16 protein-coding genes and 1 pseudogene are annotated in these 16618 nt (G+C 70.8%); 11 read left to right on the forward strand and 6 right to left on the reverse strand.

From position 1 onward, the window contains the following. Nucleotides 1-111 precede the first annotated feature (111 nt). Both ACIOC0_RS36450 and ACIOC0_RS36455 read right to left on the reverse strand, forming a co-directional pair. Nucleotides 112-1476 (reverse strand): aspartate aminotransferase family protein, encoded by a 1365-nt coding sequence (locus ACIOC0_RS36450; protein WP_402160585.1) that lies wholly within the window; start codon nt 1474-1476, stop codon nt 112-114. 19 nt (nt 1477-1495) lie between these two features. Next, nucleotides 1496-2011 carry an Lrp/AsnC family transcriptional regulator gene (locus ACIOC0_RS36455; RefSeq protein WP_402160587.1) on the reverse strand — a complete coding sequence of 172 codons (516 nt, stop codon included), beginning with the start codon at nt 2009-2011 and terminating at the stop codon, nt 1496-1498. 166 nt (nt 2012-2177) lie between these two features. Between ACIOC0_RS36455 and ACIOC0_RS36460 the strand changes: the two genes are divergently transcribed. Then, nucleotides 2178-3626 (forward strand): gamma-aminobutyraldehyde dehydrogenase, encoded by a 1449-nt coding sequence (locus ACIOC0_RS36460; protein WP_402160590.1) that lies wholly within the window; start codon nt 2178-2180, stop codon nt 3624-3626. A 74-nt stretch (nt 3627-3700) separates the two neighbouring features. Here ACIOC0_RS36460 and ACIOC0_RS36465 read toward each other — a convergent pair whose 3' ends face one another. Then, on the reverse strand, nt 3701-4357 hold the full coding sequence (locus ACIOC0_RS36465) for a YceI family protein (RefSeq protein WP_402160593.1): 657 nt from the start codon (nt 4355-4357) through the stop codon (nt 3701-3703). 218 nt (nt 4358-4575) lie between these two features. Between ACIOC0_RS36465 and ACIOC0_RS36470 the strand changes: the two genes are divergently transcribed. Genes ACIOC0_RS36470 through ACIOC0_RS36485 form a run of 4 tightly spaced genes read left to right on the forward strand, consistent with a single transcriptional unit; the run spans nt 4576 to nt 6626 of the window. Next, nucleotides 4576-4926, forward strand: a complete 351-nt coding sequence (locus ACIOC0_RS36470; protein ID WP_402160596.1) for a sortase-dependent protein — start codon at nt 4576-4578, stop codon at nt 4924-4926. Then, the gene (locus tag ACIOC0_RS36475) at nt 4923-5606 is read left to right on the forward strand and encodes a class F sortase (protein ID WP_402160599.1); all 684 of its coding nucleotides are present in this window, start codon (nt 4923-4925) and stop codon (nt 5604-5606) included. Before ACIOC0_RS36470 ends, ACIOC0_RS36475 begins: the two co-directional genes overlap by 4 nt. Further along, on the forward strand, nt 5603-6094 hold the full coding sequence (locus tag ACIOC0_RS36480; protein WP_402160601.1) for an RNA polymerase sigma factor: 492 nt from the start codon (nt 5603-5605) through the stop codon (nt 6092-6094). The genes ACIOC0_RS36475 and ACIOC0_RS36480 overlap by 4 nt, the downstream gene beginning before the upstream one ends. After that, on the forward strand, nt 6078-6626 hold the full coding sequence (locus ACIOC0_RS36485) for a hypothetical protein (RefSeq protein ID WP_402160604.1): 549 nt from the start codon (nt 6078-6080) through the stop codon (nt 6624-6626). Before ACIOC0_RS36480 ends, ACIOC0_RS36485 begins: the two co-directional genes overlap by 17 nt. Before the next feature lie 111 nt (nt 6627-6737). Here the strand turns inward: ACIOC0_RS36485 and ACIOC0_RS36490 are convergent, their stop codons facing one another. After that, nucleotides 6738-7424, reverse strand: a complete 687-nt coding sequence (locus ACIOC0_RS36490; RefSeq protein ID WP_402160606.1) for a glycerophosphodiester phosphodiesterase — start codon at nt 7422-7424, stop codon at nt 6738-6740. A 37-nt stretch (nt 7425-7461) separates the two neighbouring features. Further along, a pseudogene (locus ACIOC0_RS36495) lies at nt 7462-8603 on the reverse strand (adenosine deaminase). 141 nt (nt 8604-8744) lie between these two features. Between ACIOC0_RS36495 and ACIOC0_RS36500 the strand changes: the two are divergent. Further along, complete coding sequence (locus ACIOC0_RS36500) at nt 8745-9938, forward strand: DUF4190 domain-containing protein (RefSeq protein ID WP_402160609.1); 1194 nt, start codon at nt 8745-8747, stop codon at nt 9936-9938. A 106-nt stretch (nt 9939-10044) separates the two neighbouring features. Here ACIOC0_RS36500 and ACIOC0_RS36505 read toward each other — a convergent pair whose 3' ends face one another. Continuing rightward, complete coding sequence (locus tag ACIOC0_RS36505; RefSeq protein ID WP_402160611.1) at nt 10045-10620, reverse strand: NADAR family protein; 576 nt, start codon at nt 10618-10620, stop codon at nt 10045-10047. 211 nt (nt 10621-10831) lie between these two features. On the opposite strand from ACIOC0_RS36505, the gene ACIOC0_RS36510 reads away from it, so the two are divergent. The 5 genes from ACIOC0_RS36510 to ACIOC0_RS36530 all read left to right on the forward strand — a co-directional run bounded on the left by ACIOC0_RS36510 (nt 10832) and on the right by ACIOC0_RS36530 (nt 16588). Further along, nucleotides 10832-12379: a gamma-aminobutyraldehyde dehydrogenase gene (locus ACIOC0_RS36510; protein WP_402160613.1), complete on the forward strand. Its 1548-nt coding sequence runs from the start codon at nt 10832-10834 to the stop codon at nt 12377-12379. A 77-nt stretch (nt 12380-12456) separates the two neighbouring features. After that, nucleotides 12457-13704: a spermidine/putrescine ABC transporter substrate-binding protein gene (locus ACIOC0_RS36515; protein WP_402160615.1), complete on the forward strand. Its 1248-nt coding sequence runs from the start codon at nt 12457-12459 to the stop codon at nt 13702-13704. Between the two features lie 5 nt (nt 13705-13709). Continuing rightward, a complete protein-coding gene (locus ACIOC0_RS36520; protein ID WP_402160617.1) occupies nt 13710-14858 on the forward strand; it encodes an ABC transporter ATP-binding protein in 1149 nt (382 codons plus the stop codon). Beyond that, on the forward strand, nt 14858-15787 hold the full coding sequence (locus tag ACIOC0_RS36525) for an ABC transporter permease (protein WP_402160620.1): 930 nt from the start codon (nt 14858-14860) through the stop codon (nt 15785-15787). Before ACIOC0_RS36520 ends, ACIOC0_RS36525 begins: the two co-directional genes overlap by 1 nt. Continuing rightward, a complete protein-coding gene (locus ACIOC0_RS36530; protein WP_402160622.1) occupies nt 15788-16588 on the forward strand; it encodes an ABC transporter permease in 801 nt (266 codons plus the stop codon). Nucleotides 16589-16618 lie beyond the last annotated feature (30 nt).

The raw sequence follows: 16618 nt of genomic DNA on the forward strand, positions 1-16618 counted from the left end.
CGAGCACGCTAAGGACGTCATGGCGGGCATCCGCACAGCACACGGCCCCGGGCCGCCGTTCTCACTCGAACGGCGGGCACCGGGGCCGGTGTTGATCACCTCAGCGGAAGATCACAGCTTCGTCCACGCCTCCGTGAGGGTCGCCCGCAGGATCTGCTCGATCTCGTCGAACGTCCGCTGGTCGGAGATCAGCGGCGGGGCGAGCTGGACGACCGGGTCGCCGCGGTCGTCGGCACGGCAGTACAGGCCGTTGTCGAAGAGGGCCTTGGACAGGAAGCCGTACAGGACACGCTCGGTCTCCTCGGCGTCGAAGGACTCCTTGGTCGCCTTGTCCTTGACGAGTTCGATGCCGTAGAAGAAGCCGTTGCCGCGGACGTCACCGACGATCGGCAGGTCGTGCAGCTTCTGCAGGGTCGAAAGGAACGCGCCCTCGTTGGCCAGGACGTGACCGGTGAGGTCCTCGCGTTCGAACAGGTCGAGGTTGGCGAGGCCCACGGCCGCCGAGACGGGGTGGCCGCCGAAGGTGTAGCCGTGCAGGAAGGTGTTGTCGCCCTTGTAGAACGGCTCGGCCAGGCGGTCGGAGATGATGCACGCGCCTATGGGGGAGTAGCCGGAGGTCATGCCCTTGGCGCAGGTGATCATGTCGGGGACGTAGTCGAACTTGTCGCAGGCGAACATGGTGCCGAGCCGGCCGAAGGCGCAGATGACCTCGTCCGAGACGAGCAGCACGTCGTACCGGTCGCAGATCTCGCGCACCCGCTGGAAGTAGCCGGGCGGCGGCGGGAAGCAGCCGCCGGCGTTCTGGACGGGCTCCAGGAAGACCGCGGCGACCGTGTCCGGGCCCTCGAAGAGGATCTGCTGCTCGATCTGGTCGGCGGCCCAGCGGCCGAACGCCTCGGGGTCGTCGCCGAAGATCGGCGCGCGGTAGATGTTGGTGTTCGGCACCTTGTGCGCGCCGGGCACCAGCGGCTCGAAGGGGGCCTTCAGGCTCGGCAGGCCGGTGATGGACAGGGCGCCCTGCGGGGTGCCGTGGTAGGCGACGGCGCGGGAGATGACCTTGTGCTTGGTGGGCTTGCCGACCAGCTTGAAGTACTGCTTGGCGAGCTTCCAGGCGGTCTCCACGGCCTCGCCGCCGCCGGTGGTGAAGAAGACCTTGTTCAGGTCGCCCGGGGCGTGGTGGGCGAGGCGTTCCGCCAGCTCCACGGCCTTGGGGTGGGCGTAGGACCAGACCGGGAAGAACGCCAGCTCCTGCGCCTGCTTGAACGCGGTCTCCGCCAGTTCCGTGCGGCCGTGACCGGCCTGGACCACGAACAGGCCCGCGAGACCGTCGAGGTAGCGCTTGCCCTTGTCGTCGTAGATGTAGGTGCCCTCACCCCGGACGATGGTGGGGACGGGGGAGTTCTCGTACGACGACATGCGGGTGAAGTGCATCCACAGGTGGTCGTAGGCGCTGCGACTGAGGTCCTTGGTGCTCACGGTTATCGGGTCCTCACGGTTATCGGGTTCCCCACATGTAGGTCTGCTTCTTGAGCTTCAGATAGACGAAGCTCTCGGTGGAGCGCACGCCGGGCAGCGCCCGCATGCGTTTGTTGATGACGTCCAGCAGGTGGTCGTCGTCCTCGCAGACGATCTCGGCGAGGACGTCGAACGAGCCCGCTGTCATCACCACGTACTCGACCTCCGCCATGTCGCTCAGCGCCTCCGCGATCTCCTCCACGTCGCCCTCGACGTTGATGCCGACCATCGCCTGCCGGCGGAAGCCCACGGTGAGCGGGTCGGTGACGGCGACGATCTGCATCACGCCCTGGTCGAGCAGCTTCTGGACGCGCTGGCGCACGGCCGCCTCCGACAGGCCGACGGCCTTGCCGATCGCGGCGTACGGCCGGCGGCCGTCCTCCTGGAGCTGTTCGATGATGGCGAGGCTGACGGCATCCAGGTGAGGGGTGCCGTTCTTGGACTCGCGGGAGTCCCGTTGCTCTGCGCTTCGACTGGCCACGGGCTCACTGTGCACGACCTCTCGTCGGTTTCGCAAGGTCGAGGCGATGAAATTCGTTGTTTACGAAGGTGACACCTGCGGATTTCGCAGCACCGGCAGGAGCGGGGGTGTTGAAAGCGTCGGGGCACGGACTAGGGTGGGTGTCTCAGTCATTGGACACACGCGAACTGGAGGGCCGGCAGTGAGCACCGAGCTGCGTCGGCTGCGCAAGCTACGTAACTACATCGACGGTGAGTTCCGGGATGCCGCCGACGGACGGACCACCGAGGTGGTCAACCCCGCGACCGGGGAGGCGTACGCGACCGCGCCGCTGTCCGGGCAGGCGGACGTGGACGCCGCGATGCGGGCCGCCGAGGCGGCGTTCCCCGGCTGGCGGGACACCACCCCGGCCGAGCGCCAGAAGGCCCTGCTGAAGATCGCGGACGCCTTCGAGGAGCGCGCCGAGGATCTGATCGCTGCCGAGGTGGAGAACACGGGCAAGCCCGTCGGGCTGACCCGCACCGAGGAGATCCCGCCGATGGTGGACCAGATCCGCTTCTTCGCGGGCGCGGCCCGGATGCTGGAGGGCCGCAGCGCCGGCGAGTACATGGAGGGCCTGACCTCCATCGTGCGCCGGGAGCCGGTCGGCGTCTGCGCGCAGGTCGCCCCGTGGAACTACCCGATGATGATGGCGGTGTGGAAGTTCGCCCCGGCGATCGCGGCGGGCAACACCGTCGTGCTGAAGCCGTCGGACACCACCCCCGCGTCCACGGTCCTGATCGCCGAGATCATCGGCGGCATCCTCCCCAAGGGCGTCTTCAACGTCATCACCGGCGACCGTGACACCGGCCGGCTCATGGTCGAGCACCCGATCCCGGCGATGGCCTCCATCACCGGTTCCGTGCGCGCGGGCATGTCCGTCGCCGAGTCGGCCTCCAAGGACCTCAAGCGGGTCCACCTGGAGCTGGGCGGCAAGGCCCCGGTCGTGGTCTTCGACGACACCGACATCCCCAAGGCCGTCGAGGACATCTCGGTCGCGGGCTTCTTCAACGCCGGGCAGGACTGCACGGCGGCCACCCGCGTCCTCGTCCAGGAGGCCATCCACGACGAGTTCGTGGCCGCGCTCGCCAAGGCCGCCGCCGAGACGAAGACGGGGCAGCCGGACGACGAGGACGTCCTCTTCGGCCCGCTGAACAACCCCAACCAGCTCAAGCAGGTCTCCGGCTTCATCGAGCGCCTCCCCGCCCACGCCAAGGTCGAGGCGGGCGGCCACCAGGTCGGCGAGAAGGGCTACTTCTACGCGCCGACCGTCGTCTCGGGCCTGAGGCAGGACGACGAGATCGTCCAGAACGAGGTCTTCGGCCCGGTCATCACCGTCCAGTCCTTCAGTGACGAGGACCAGGCGGTGGAGTGGGCCAACGGCGTCGAGTACGCGCTCGCGTCCTCGGTGTGGACCAGGGACCACGGCCGCGCGATGCGGATGAGCAAGAAGCTCGACTTCGGCTGTGTGTGGATCAACACCCACATCCCGCTGGTCGCCGAGATGCCCCACGGCGGCTTCAAGAAGTCCGGGTACGGCAAGGACCTTTCGGCGTACGGCTTCGACGACTACACACGGATCAAGCACGTCATGACCTCGCTGGACGTGTAAGTCCCCTCGGCGCCGGGGTGTTCGACGCCTCGCGGACCGGCCTTCGCCGGGCCGGTCCGCGAGGGACGACGTCCTCAGCCGGCGGCGCCGTTGCGGATCGCGGCGATGTCGAACTGGAGGCGCACCTTCTCGCTCACCATGGCGCCTCCCTCCGCGAGTCTCGCGTTGTACGTCAGGCCCCAGTCGGAGCGGTTGATGGTGGTCGTCCCGTCGAAGCCGACCCGCTCGTACCCGAACGGGTCGGTGACCCGGCCGATGTAGGTCAGCTCCAGGTCCACGGGGCGGGTGACGCTCTTGATGGTGAGGTCGCCGCTCATCCGGTACACCTCGTTGTCGGTGAGCCGGACCGTCTTGCTGATGAAGCGCATACGGGGATAGGTCGCGGCGTCCAGGAAGTCACGGCCGACGAGATGGGCGTCGCGCTGCTCCACCCCCGTGTCGACCGAGGCCGTGGAGAGCACGATCTCCGCCCGGGAGCGGGACGGATCGCGTCCGTCGAAGAAGAGCCGGCTCCGGTACTCCGTGAAGGCCCCGCGCACGGTCGTCACCATGGCGTGGCGCACGGAGAAACCGAGACGGCTGTGAGCCGGGTCGATCATCCACTCCCCGGTCAGCGCCGCCAGCGCGGGATCCCTGGGGGAGGAGGCGAACGCCTCGCCGTCGTCAGGGAGTTGGGACTCTGTGGGGGGAGCCGGGCGGCGCAGGGACGCAGCACGGGTGAACAAGTTCATGCTTCACGTACTACGGGACCCCGGAGACCCCCGCAAGCCTCCTTCAACATTCGCGCACACGGTCGTCACCGATCCCCCCAGCATCGACCCGGATCCCACACTTTGCCATCCCTTTACAACCCGCTCGGGCGCTGCCTCGTCTCTCCGCTCGATCCGTCACACAGCCCGTGGAGTTCGCCCGGGTGCCGTGTGCGCGGACCGACGAAGGAGAGCGATTCATGCGTTTCACATACCGCACCGGTCTCGGAGCCCTCGCCGTCGCGGGCGCCGCACTGCTGGCGACCGCCGTGCCCGCGTCCGCCGACGGGACGGGCCCGACGACTGCTCCCACGGCGCCCGCGGTCGACGCCAGTGCCAGGCCCACGCCCGTGGCCGAGCCCGCCACCGACTCCTCCAGCCGGGGCCAGGTGGGCGTCGTCCCGAGGGGAGCGGCCGACACCGGCGCGGTTCCCACCTCCGAGGACTCCACCGGCGAGGCCGGTGTGATCGGCGCGGGCGTCGCCGCCGTGTTCCTCGCGGGCGGCGCCGGCATGTACTTCGTGCGTCGCCAGCGGACCACCGGGGCATGAGCCCGTACTCCAGGCGCGCCTTCCTCGCCGCGGCCGGGGCGGTGCTGCTCACCGGCTGCGGCGAGGCCGGCACGGCCGAACGGCCGCCTGCGGACCGGCCATCCGACGTCTCGTCAGGAACGGGTGCGCGGAACGCCGGCCGCGCCGACGCCGCCGCGACGGCCAGGCCGCTCGCGCGGTCGACGCCGGTCGGGCTGCGGGTCCCGGCCATCGGGGTCGACACCCCGCTCATGGCGCTGGGGCTGACCCCCGACGGCAGCGTCGAGGTGCCCCCGATCGAGGCGGACGACCGGGCGGGCTGGTACCGGCACTCGCCGACGCCGGGTCAGACCGGCCCGTCGGTGATCCTCGGCCATGTCACCGTCGGCGCGTTCGGGGACGGCGTCTTCCGCCGCCTCGACCGGCTGCGCGACGGGGACCGGATCGAGGCGCGCCTGGAGAACGGCACGACGGCCGAGTTCGCCGTCACCGCCGTCCGTACGGTCGCCAAGGCCGACTTCCCGACGCAGCAGGTCTACGGCGACGTGGACCGGCCCGAGTTGCGCCTCATCACGTGCGGCGGGCCGCGCGACGGCCAGGAGTACCGCGACAACGTGATCGTCTTCGCGGCACTGGTCCCGGCGCGAGGCTCCGCGACCGGTTCGACGGCGGCCTCGTCAGGAGAACCAGGAGAACGGTGAAACGGTCCCGCGAGAAGGAGGCGGCCGAGCTGTTCGCCGCCCTCTACCCCCGCCTCGCCGGCTGGTGCCGCCGTCTCGTCGACGACGACGGGACGGCGCACGAGATGGCCTCCGAGGCGTTCACCCGGCTCTGGGCCCGCTGGTCGGCGGTGGCGGAGCCGCAGGGCTTCCTCTATGTCACCGCCGCCAACCTGGTCCGCGACCACTGGCGCAAGGTCGAACGGGAACGCCGGGCCGTGCGCCGGGTCACCGCCGAGGCCGCGGTCAGCGCTTCGGTGGAACCGGCGGACCCCTCGGTGCGGATGCTCGTGCAGTCCCTGCCGGACCGGCTGCGCGTGCCGATCCTGCTGCACTACTACGCTGACATGCCCATCAGCGAGGTGTCCGCGCTGACCGGGCGCAAGGAGGGAACCGTCAAGGCCGATCTCCACGCGGCCCGAGAACTGCTCCGCGCCCACCTGAGGAGAAGCCTTGATCACACCCGCTGACGACTTCGACGACGGCACGCACGGCGCCCCCGACGACCCCCTCGCTGTCATCCTGCGGCCCGCCGCCGCTCATCTCGCCCCGCCGCCCGGCCGGTACGAGGACATCCGCCGGGGCGCGGCCCGCCGCCGGCTGCTGCGCACGGCGGCCGGGGTCGGCGTGACCTGCGCCGTCGCCGCCGCCGTCGTGCTGCCCCTGCGCCTGTCGGCGTCCGAGGCACCCGCATCGCCCGCGGTGCCGCTCGCCCCGCCGCCCATGAGCAGCCCCTTCAGTGGCTCGCCCACACCACCCGCGAGCCCCACCCCGACCGAGGAGTCCCCGACAGCGGCGGCCGCGTCGACCGGGGCGGGACCTACCGAGGGGGCCCCGACCCCCGGCCCCGATCGCCGCACCGGCACCGGGGCACCGGCCGCCGACTCGACCCGACCGTCTCCGTCCGCGGAGGATTCCCGGGCGTCCATCGCCCCTTCGGCCCAGCCGAGCGCGGCCACGGACGCGCGGGAGACGAGGGAGGGGAGGGACAGCCGCGGCTGAGCGGCTGGACGCGGTGCGGATGAACGGGGCACCTTTTGCGAGCGGCCGGCTGCCCTCACCTCGAACGCCTGGACCGCGGCGGCCGCCTGAGCACGGCCTCGCCGGCGGCCGTCAGCCGTTCTTGCGCAGGGCGCACAGCACGTCGACGCGGTTCGTCGTGATGGAGTCGACGCCCAGGTCCAGCAGCCGGCGCATCGAGCGTCGGGTGTCCGGGGTCCACACCGACAGCAGTTGCCCGTCCCGGCGCACACGGTCGGCCAGGTCGCGATCGACCAGTGAGAAGCGGTAGTTGAGCCAGCGCGGCCGTATCGCCGCCAGCACCGCGGGGCGGACGGGGGCGCGGCTGGTGTGGGTCAGGGCGATCTCGGCCGACGGGTCGGCGGCGCGCACCGCGAGCATCGCGGCGGCGTCGGCGCAGTAGTAGACGCGGTCGGCCGCGCCGGCCTCACGGACGGCGTCCGCGATCCGGCGCGCCGCCCGCGTGTCCCTCGTCCCCGGCAGGTCCAGCATCACCCGCGCGCCCTCGGTCGCGGCCAGCGCCTCCGTCAGGGTCGGCACCCCGCCCTCCGTCAGATCGCGCACCTCGGCGGCTGACAGCGACCGCAGCGGCCGCTCGTGCCCCCACAGCCGCTTCAGCGTCTCGTCGTGCAGGAGAACGGGCACGCCGTCCCTGGTGAGCCGTACGTCGATCTCCACGGCGTCCGCGCCCCGGTCGAGCGCGGAACGCAGTGAGTCGAGGGTGTTCTCACGGAAGCGGTACGGGTCGCCGCGATGGGCCACGGCGGTCACGGTCTGCATGGCCTTCATTGTGGTGGGGCGCCGGCGCGGGCCGCCCTCAGGGGGCGGACCACCCCGCGGTGTAGGCGTCGATCTCGGCGGCGAGGCGGGCCTTGCCGGGGCCGTCCAGGAACGACGCCTCGACGGCGTTCTTCGCGAGATCGGCGAGGCCCCGCTCGTCCAGGTCGAGGAGGCGGGCGGCGACCGCGTACTCGGCGTTCAGGTCGGTGCCGAACATGGGCGGGTCGTCGGAGTTGACCGTGACCAGGACGCCCGCCTCGGCGAACCGCCTGATCGGGTGCTCGTCGAGGGTGCGCACCGCGCGGGTGGCGATGTTGGAGGTGGGGCAGACCTCCAGGGCGATCCGGTGCTCGGCGAGGTGGGCGAGGAGCTTCTCGTCCCGCGCGGAGCTGGTGCCGTGCCCGATGCGCTCGGCGCGCAGGTGGGTGAGTGCGTCCCAGACCGTCTCAGGGCCGGTCGTCTCGCCCGCGTGCGGCACCGAGCGCAGGCCGGCGGCGATCGCCCGGTCGAAGTACGGCTTGAACTGCGGGCGCGGCACGCCGATCTCCGGCCCCCCGAGCCCGAAGGAGACCAGTCCCTCGGGGCGCACCCGGTCGTCCGTGGCGAGCCGGGTGGTCTCCTCGGCCGCCTCAAGACCGGCCTCGCCGGGGATGTCGAAGCACCAGCGCAGCACGGTCCCGAAGTCGGCCTCGGCGGCCTTGCGGGCGTCCTCGATCGCGTCCATGAAGGCGACTTCGCCGATGCCGCGGCGGGTGGAGGAGAAGGGGGTGATGGTCAGCTCGGCGTACCGCACCTGCTGGCGGGCCAGGTCCCGGGCGACCTCGTACGTGAGCAGCCGGACGTCCTCCGGGGTGCGGATCAGGTCGACGACGGAGAGGTACACCTCGATGAAGTGCGCGAAGTCCGTGAAGGTGAAGTAGTCGACCAGCGCCTCGGGGTCGGTGGGCACCTTGGAGTCGGGGTGGCGCGCGGCCAGCTCGGAGACGATCCGCGGGGAGGCGGAGCCGACGTGATGGACGTGCAGCTCGGCCTTGGGCAGACCCGCGATGAAGGCGTGGACGTCGGCGCTGGGCCCGGCGGGAGTGAGGGGTCCGGCGGGGACCTCGCGGCTGTCGGTCAAGGGATCCTCCCCAGGAGCGGCGCTCCGAGCGGCCCGGGGCTCGGCGGGAGCGCGGTGATCGGCTGATCGGTGGGTCGGGGTCATCGTAGGCGCATGTGCGGCGGGCGGATGCGGAGGGCAGGGGCGGGCCTCTGTCCGCCCCTCACCGCCGATCTCGGGCCGTAGCATTGCGGAACGCACGACAAAGGGGGGTCCCGCGTATGTCCGACGACGCACCGACGCCGGCAGTGCAGGGGGAGGCCGCGGCTTCGCGGCCTGACGCTGCCGACGACGCCGTCCAGAATCCATGGGCCGCGCCCGGCTCCGTGCCGGAGGGGGCGGAGGGGCCGCAGTACGCGATCGGCGAGGAGCCGTCCGACGCGCACACCGGGCCGCAGGACGCGGTGCCCACGCCCAAGGTGCCGCTGACCAAGCCGGACGCGGAAGCCCCGCCGGTGGCGGACGCGAAGCCCGTGACCGAGGGCAGCACGTCCGCTTCCTCTTCGGCTGCCTCCGGGCCCTGGCCCGAACCCGCCGTGGGTTCCGGCAACGGCACGGATACCACCGTCGTCTTCCCGGAGGAGCCGGTTTCGTTCCCCGAGGCGCCTGCCCCGCAGGGCGCGCCCTCACCGGAGACCGTTCCGCAGGCGGAGGACCGACAGGCGGAGGACCGACAGGCGGAGGAACGACAGACGGAGGACCGACAGGCGGAGCAACGGCAGGCGGAGCAACCACCGGCGGAGGAACCGCAGCCCTTCGCTCCCTGGGACCAGGTCCCCCCGGCCGTCCACCACCAGCCCACGGTCACCTCGATGCCCGGTGCCGGGGCGGATCCCGCGCAGGGAGGCCCGCAGTCCTGGGCCGGCCCCTTCGGCCCGCCCGCGCGGGGGCCCGTGCCGACGCACGCGCCGACGTCCACACCGCCCGCGGGCGCGCCCTTCGCCGCGTTTCCGCCGCCCGACCCCGCCACCCTGGCCGGCGGGCCGCCGCCGGGTTTCGACCCCTACGCGCCTCCGCCCGGCAGCCCGGTTCCGCCGCCGCCGATCGCGCCGGGCGGACCCGGGCCCATGCCCTACGGCTACCCCGTCGGCTACGGCCACCAGGGCGCCCCGGGGTACGGCGGCGGCCTCCCGGCCTACTACGGCTGGAACGGGATGCGGCCGCCGAGCAACGGGATGGGCATCGCCGCGATGGTCCTGGGCATCGTGTCCGCCGTGGGATTCTGCATGTGGCCGGCGACGCTCCTCATCGGCCCCCTCGCCTTCGTCTTCGGCCTGATCGGACGCTCGAAGGCCAAGCGGGGCGAGGCGAACAACCCCGGTCAGGCCCTCGCCGGCATCATCTGCGGCATCGCCGGATTCGTCCTGGCGGCCGCGATGCTCGTCCTGGTCATCGTCACGCGGGGATACCGCTGAGAAAGTCGCCGCAGGGGAGCCGAAGCGCCGCAGGGCGATTCCGCTGCCTGCCGGGGCTGGTGCTGTGCCGGGCGTCGCGAGCCGGTGAACCTTTCCGGTCGCAGCACTAGCTCCCCTGCGGCGCGTCCTCGGAGCGCAGCCGCTCCCGTGCCTCCATCAGCGCGAATCCCAGCAGGTTGGGGCCCTTCCACCGCCGTGGGTCCCATGCGCCGTCGTCCCGGGCGGAGAGGCCGATGCCCCAGACCCGGTCCACCGGGCTCGCCTCGACCAGCACCCGGTCACCCGTGTTCAGCAGGAACCGCCGCAGCTCGGGATGGGCGGCGAACTTGTGCACGCTGCCCTCCACCACGATCCGCAGCCGCTCCCGCTCCCAGGTCGCCTCGTCGAAGCCTCTGACCAGCCGCCCCGCCTTCTTCGCCTCGGCGGGGTGCCCGGCGGCCAGCACCTGCCGCTCGGCCTCGGCGTCACCGAACAGCCGCGCCTTGCCGGCCATCATCCAGTGCTCGGCCGTCGCGTAGGCGACCCCGTCCACCTCGAACGGCGACGGCCACCACTGACTCAGACAGCTCGCGCCCACCCGGCCGTCGGGCTGCGGCCGGTGCCCCCAGAAGTGCAGGTACCTGACCCTCGCCCCCGTGCCGAGCGCCCTGACCAGGGCGTCCCGAGAATCGATCCTCTCCATGCACGCCACCTTGCCACGCACCACTGACACTCCGTCCGTCCTTTTCCACGCCCACTCGACACCTGGTCGACAGATTCCGTCGCGTAACCAAAAGGCAACAACGGAATCACTTGTTGGACGGCCACCGCTCTGCCAGGATCGGCAGTCAAATCGAGCTGGAGCTACGCCACCGGCCCCCGCGTAAAGTGGGGCGAAGGCGGAGGAGAGCGACATGCAGAAACCGGGCACCGCCACCCCGGACCGATCCGACCGGTTCCCCGCACGGGACCGCTTCGCGCAGGGCGCCCAGCACATCGCGGGCCGTCCGAGGCACGGCACGTCCGGCCGCACGCACACCGTGGTCGACCCGGCGACAGGCGAAGAGGTCCTCACCTATGAGCTCGCCGGCGCGGCCGACGTGGACGCGGCCGTCGCGGCCGCCCGCGCCGCGTTCCCCGGCTGGGCCGGCGCCACGCCCGGCGAGCGCTCGGACGCCCTGCACCGCCTCGCCGCCGTCCTCGCCGACCGGGCCGAGGAGTTCGCCCGTGCCGAGTCCCTCCAGTGTGGCAAGCCGCTGAAGCTCACCCGGGAGTTCGACGTCCCGGGCACGATCGACAACACGGCCTTCTTCGCGGGCGCCGCCCGGCACCTCCAGGGACAGTCGGCCGGGGAGTACTCCGGGGACCACACCTCGTACGTGCGGCGCGAGCCGATCGGCGTCGTCGGCTCCATCGCGCCCTGGAACTACCCGCTCCAGATGGCCGCGTGGAAGATCCTCCCGGCGATCGCCGCGGGCGACACCGTCGTGCTCAAGCCCGCCGAGCTCACCCCGCTCACCTCGCTCCTCTTCGCCGAGGCCGTGACGCACGCGGGCATCCCCGACGGCGTCGTCAACGTCGTGACCGGCGCCGGCAGGGAAGCCGGCGAACACCTCGTCGGCCACCCCGACGTCGCCATGACGTCGTTCACCGGCTCCACCGCCGTCGGCAAGCGCGTCGCCGAGATCGCCACCGCCACCGTCAAACGCCTCCACCTGGAGCTCGGCGGCAAGGCTCCCTTCGTCGTCTTCGACGACGCCGACCTGGAGGCCGCCGTCCACGGCGCCGTCGCGGGCGCCCTCATCAACACCGGCCAGGACTGCACGGCCGCCACGCGCGCGTACGTGCAGCGGCCCCTCTACGAGGCGTTCGTCGAGCGGACCGCCGCCCTCATGGAGACCGTGCGGCTCGGCGACCCGTTCGCCCCCGGAACCGACCTCGGCCCGCTGATCTCGCACACCCAGCGCGACCGCGTCGCCGCCTTCGTCGACCGCGCCCGCGCATACGCGCGCGTGGTGACCGGCGGCGAGTCGCCCGAGGGGGAGCTCAAGGCCGGCGCGTACTACCGGCCCACCCTGATAGCGGACGCCGCCCAGGACAGCGAGGTCGTGCAGTCCGAGATCTTCGGGCCGGTCCTGGTCGTCCTGCCGTTCGACACCGACGACGAGGGCATCCGGCTGGCCAACGACACCCCGTACGGGCTCGCCGCCTCCGCGTGGAGCCGGGACGTCTACCGGGCGAACCGGGCGACACGCGAGATCCAGGCCGGCTGCGTCTGGATCAACGACCACATCCCGATCATCAGTGAGATGCCGCACGGCGGACACAAGGCGTCCGGCTTCGGCAAGGACATGTCCGCCTACTCGTTCGAGGAGTACACCCAGCTCAAGCACGTCATGTTCGACAACACCGCGGTGGCCCGCAAGGACTGGCACCGCACCGTCTTCGGGGACCGGCCGTAGCCCGCTCCGGGCTGCCGCCGGGTGGCGTCACACCGGCCGCCGACCAGGCCGACCACTTCCGAAAGGGCACCACGCGCATGGAGCAGTACGAGCCAGACCGCCTGACCCCGCCCCGAGCGGCCGCCGTGCGGCGCAGTCTCAGCAACGGCAGGGCGGCCCTCACCCGCCGGTCGCTGCTGCGCGCCTCCGCCGGCGGCGCCCTGACGCTGGGCGGACTGGGGGCGCTGAGCGCCTGCGGGATCCCCGCGGCCGGCCAGACCGCGGGCGGCACGTCCGCCGAGGACCACTCGGCCCGGGAGAAGACCGTCAACTTCTCCAACTGGACGGAGTACATGGACGTCGACGCGTCGGGGAAGCGCCACCCCACGCTGGAGGAGTTCACCCGACGGACCGGCATCTCCGTCAAGTACACCGAGGACATCAACGACAACAACGAGTTCTTCGGCAAGATCAAGCCGCAGCTCGCCGCCGGCCAGGACACCGGCCGCGACCTCATCGTCCTCACCGACTGGCTCGCCGCACGGCTCATCCGCCTGGGCTGGGTGCAGAAGCTGGACGCCTCCCTGCTGCCGCACGCCTACGCCAACCTGTCGAGCCAGTTCCGCAGCCCCGACTGGGACCCCGGACGGGCCTACTCCTACCCCTGGCAGGGGATCTCGACCGTCATCGCCTACAACAAGAAGGCCCTCGACGGCATCGAGGTGACGTCGGTGTCCGACATGCTCGACAACCCCCGGCTCAAGGGCCGCGTCGGCTTCCTCACCGAGATGCGCGACACCATGGGCATGACCCTGCTGGACATGGGCAAGGACCCGGCGAGGTTCAGCGACGACGACTACGCCGCCGCCATCGCCCGCCTGCAGAAGGCCGTCGACAAGGGGCAGATCCGCCGCTTCACCGGCAACGACTACACCTCGGACATCACCAGCGGGGACTTCGCGGCCTGTATCGCCTGGGCCGGCGACGTCGTCCAGCTCAAGGCGGACAGCCCCGACATCGACTTCGTCATCCCCGACAGCGGCTACATGACGTCCAGCGACAACATGCTGATCCCCAACAAGGCGCGTCACAAGGCGAACGCCGAACGGCTCATGGACTACTACTACGAGCCGCAGCCGGCCGCCCGACTCGCCGCGTACATCAACTACGTGTGCCCCGTCGACGGCGTGCAGCCCGAACTCGCGAAGATCGACCCGGCGGCGGCGAAGAACCCGCTGATCATCCCCGACAAGGCCATGCAGGCCAAGTCCCACTCCTTCCGCTCCCTGAGCGCGACGGAGGAGACGGCCTACGAAGCACAGTTCGCGAAGCTCACTGGGGCGTGACGACGATGAAGACGACTGACAGCGGCGGCGACGTCCGCCTCTCCGGCATCAGCAAGACCTACGGCTCCTTCACCGCCGTCCACCCGCTCGACCTGACCGTCCCGCAGGGTTCGTTCTTCGCCCTGCTCGGCGCCTCCGGCTGCGGCAAGACCACCACCCTGCGCATGATCGCCGGCCTGGAGGAACCCTCCTCCGGGACGGTGCACCTCGGCGACCAGGACGTCACGTCCCTGCCGCCGTACAAGCGGCCGGTGAACACGGTCTTCCAGTCCTACGCCCTCTTCCCGCACCTCGACATCTTCGAGAACGTCGCCTTCGGGCTGCGCCGGCGCGGCATCCGAAGCGTGAAGAAGCAGGTCGAGGACATGCTGGACCTCGTCCAGCTCGGCGAGCAGGCCCGCAAGAAGCCGCACCAGCTCTCCGGCGGCCAGCAGCAGCGGGTCGCCGTCGCCCGCGCCCTGATCAACCACCCCAGGGTGCTCCTCCTCGACGAGCCCCTCGGCGCCCTCGACCTCAAGCTGCGCCGCCAGATGCAGCTGGAGCTCAAGCGCATCCAGACCGAGGTCGGCATCACCTTCGTGCACGTCACGCACGACCAGGAGGAGGCCATGACCATGGCCGACACGGTCGCCGTGATGAACGCGGGCCGCGTCGAACAACTCGGCTCGCCCGCCGACCTCTACGAGAACCCGAAGACCACGTTCGTCGCCAACTTCCTCGGCACGTCCAACCTGATCGAGGCCGAGGTCGACTCCCACGGCGGCGGCGACATCGTCCTCAAGGCGGGCGGCGGCAAACTGCTGCTGCCCGAGGTCCGCTGCACCGCGGCCGCCGAGGCGGGCGGCAGGGTGCTGGTCGGCGTACGCCCGGAGAAGATCTCCCTCACCCACGCCGACGACGCCGGCGAGATCCCCGTCGGCCGCAACCGCGTCACCGGGACCATCGCCGCCACCAGCTTCATCGGCGTCTCCACCCAGTACGTCGTCGACAGCGCCGTCTGTCCCGAGCTCGAGGTCTACGTCCAGAACGTCGACCGCGACGCCCGGCTGGCCCCCGGCGCCGAGGTCGTCCTGCACTGGAACCCCGCGCACACCTTCGGTCTGGACGCCGCCCAGGCCATCGACGCCGGCCTCGACGAGGAGGCGGCCGTCTGATGACCACGCTCACCGAGGCGCCCCCGCCTCTCTCCCCGCCCGCACCCAAGGAGCGGCCACCGCGCAGACGAGGCCGCTGGACGCCGTACCTCCTGCTGCTGCCCGGACTGCTCTGGCTGGTCGTCTTCTTCGCCCTGCCGATGATCTACCAGGCCTCCACGTCCGTGCAGACGGGCTCCCTGGAGCAGGGCTACCAGGTCACGTGGCACTTCGGGACCTACTGGGACGCGCTGAGCGCGTACTGGCCGCAGTTCCTGCGCTCGATCCTCTACGCGGGCTCCGCGACCGTCCTGTGCCTGATCCTCGGCTATCCGCTCGCCTACCTGATCGCCTTCCGCGCGGGACGCTGGCGGAACCTGATCATGATCCTGGTGATCGCCCCGTTCTTCACCAGTTTCCTGATCCGCACCCTCGCCTGGAAGACGATCCTCGCCGACAGCTCACCGGTGGTCGGCGCACTGGACGCGCTGCACGTCCTCGACGTCACCGCCTGGCTCGGCTGGACCTCCGGCGACCGGGTGCTGGCCACCCCGATGGCCGTGGTGTGCGGTCTGACGTACAACTTCCTGCCGTTCATGATCCTGCCGCTCTACACCTCGCTGGAGCGCATCGACGGACGGCTGCACGAGGCGGCCGGCGATCTGTACGCCAAGCCGGTCACCACCTTCCGCAAGGTCACCTTCCCACTGTCGATGCCCGGCGTGGTCTCCGGCACGCTGCTCACCTTCATCCCGGCGTCCGGCGACTACGTCAACGCCGAACTCCTCGGCTCCACCGACACGCGCATGATCGGAAACGTCATCCAGACGCAGTTCCTGCGGGTGCTCGACTATCCGACGGCGGCCGCGCTCTCCTTCATCCTCATGGCCGCGATCCTTTTCATGATCACTTTCTACATCCGCAGGTCCGGGACGGAGGATCTGGTCTAAATGCCCTTCGTCAACTGGTTGAGAAGAAATCTCGTCGTCATCGCGGGACTTCTGACGCTCTCCTATCTTCTGCTGCCCAACGTGATCGTCACGGTGTTCTCCTTCAACAAACCGAAGGGCCGCTTCAACTACGAGTGGCAGCAGTTCTCCGCGGACGCCTGGAAAGACCCGTGCGGCGTCGCCGGGATGTGCGGCTCGCTCGCGGTAAGCCTCCAGATCGCCGTCTGGGCGACCCTCGGCGCCACGGTTCTCGGCGCGATGATCGCCTTCGCCCTCGTCCGCTACCGCTTCCGCGCGCGCGGCGCCGTCAACTCGCTGATCTTCCTGCCCATGGCGATGCCCGAGGTCGTCATGGCGGCCTCGCTGCTCACCCTGTTCCTCAACATGGGCGCGCAACTCGGGTTCTGGACGATCCTCATCGCGCACATCATGTTCTGCCTCAGTTTCGTCGTGACGGCCGTCAAGGCGCGCGTCATGTCGATGGACCCGAGGCTGGAGCAGGCCGCCCAGGACCTGTACGCCGGCCCCGTGCAGACCTTCGTGCGGGTCACGCTGCCGATCGCGGCCCCGGGAATCGCCGCGGGCGCACTGCTCGCCTTCGCGCTCTCCTTCGACGATTTCATCATCACCAATTTCAACGCGGGCTCGACCGTCACCTTCCCGATGTTCGTCTGGGGTTCGGCACAGCGCGGAACGCCCGTCCAGATCAATGTCATCGGCACGACCATGTTCCTTGTCGCCGTGCTGCTCGTCCTGGCCTCCATGGTCGTCGGAAACCGCCGCAACCGGCGGAAGGCATAGCCCTTTCGTGAAATCTCCGTAGGGAGTTGA

It is taken from the genome of Streptomyces sp. NPDC088254, assembly GCF_044740925.1.
Taxonomy (GTDB): Bacteria; Actinomycetota; Actinomycetes; order Streptomycetales; family Streptomycetaceae; genus Streptomyces.

Coding starts and splice junctions, on each gene's coding strand:
- ACIOC0_RS36525 (WP_402160620.1), top strand. CDS start 14,858: ATGACCACGCTCACCGAGGCGCCCCCGCCTCTCTCCCCGCCCGCACCC.
- ACIOC0_RS36505 (WP_402160611.1), bottom strand. CDS start 10,620: ATGGAGAGGATCGATTCTCGGGACGCCCTGGTCAGGGCGCTCGGCACG.
- ACIOC0_RS36490 (WP_402160606.1), bottom strand. CDS start 7,424: ATGCAGACCGTGACCGCCGTGGCCCATCGCGGCGACCCGTACCGCTTC.
- ACIOC0_RS36510 (WP_402160613.1), top strand. CDS start 10,832: ATGCAGAAACCGGGCACCGCCACCCCGGACCGATCCGACCGGTTCCCC.
- ACIOC0_RS36520 (WP_402160617.1), top strand. CDS start 13,710: ATGAAGACGACTGACAGCGGCGGCGACGTCCGCCTCTCCGGCATCAGC.
- ACIOC0_RS36470 (WP_402160596.1), top strand. CDS start 4,576: ATGCGTTTCACATACCGCACCGGTCTCGGAGCCCTCGCCGTCGCGGGC.
- ACIOC0_RS36515 (WP_402160615.1), top strand. CDS start 12,457: ATGGAGCAGTACGAGCCAGACCGCCTGACCCCGCCCCGAGCGGCCGCC.
- ACIOC0_RS36465 (WP_402160593.1), bottom strand. CDS start 4,357: ATGAACTTGTTCACCCGTGCTGCGTCCCTGCGCCGCCCGGCTCCCCCC.
- ACIOC0_RS36530 (WP_402160622.1), top strand. CDS start 15,788: ATGCCCTTCGTCAACTGGTTGAGAAGAAATCTCGTCGTCATCGCGGGA.
- ACIOC0_RS36475 (WP_402160599.1), top strand. CDS start 4,923: ATGAGCCCGTACTCCAGGCGCGCCTTCCTCGCCGCGGCCGGGGCGGTG.
- ACIOC0_RS36500 (WP_402160609.1), top strand. CDS start 8,745: ATGTCCGACGACGCACCGACGCCGGCAGTGCAGGGGGAGGCCGCGGCT.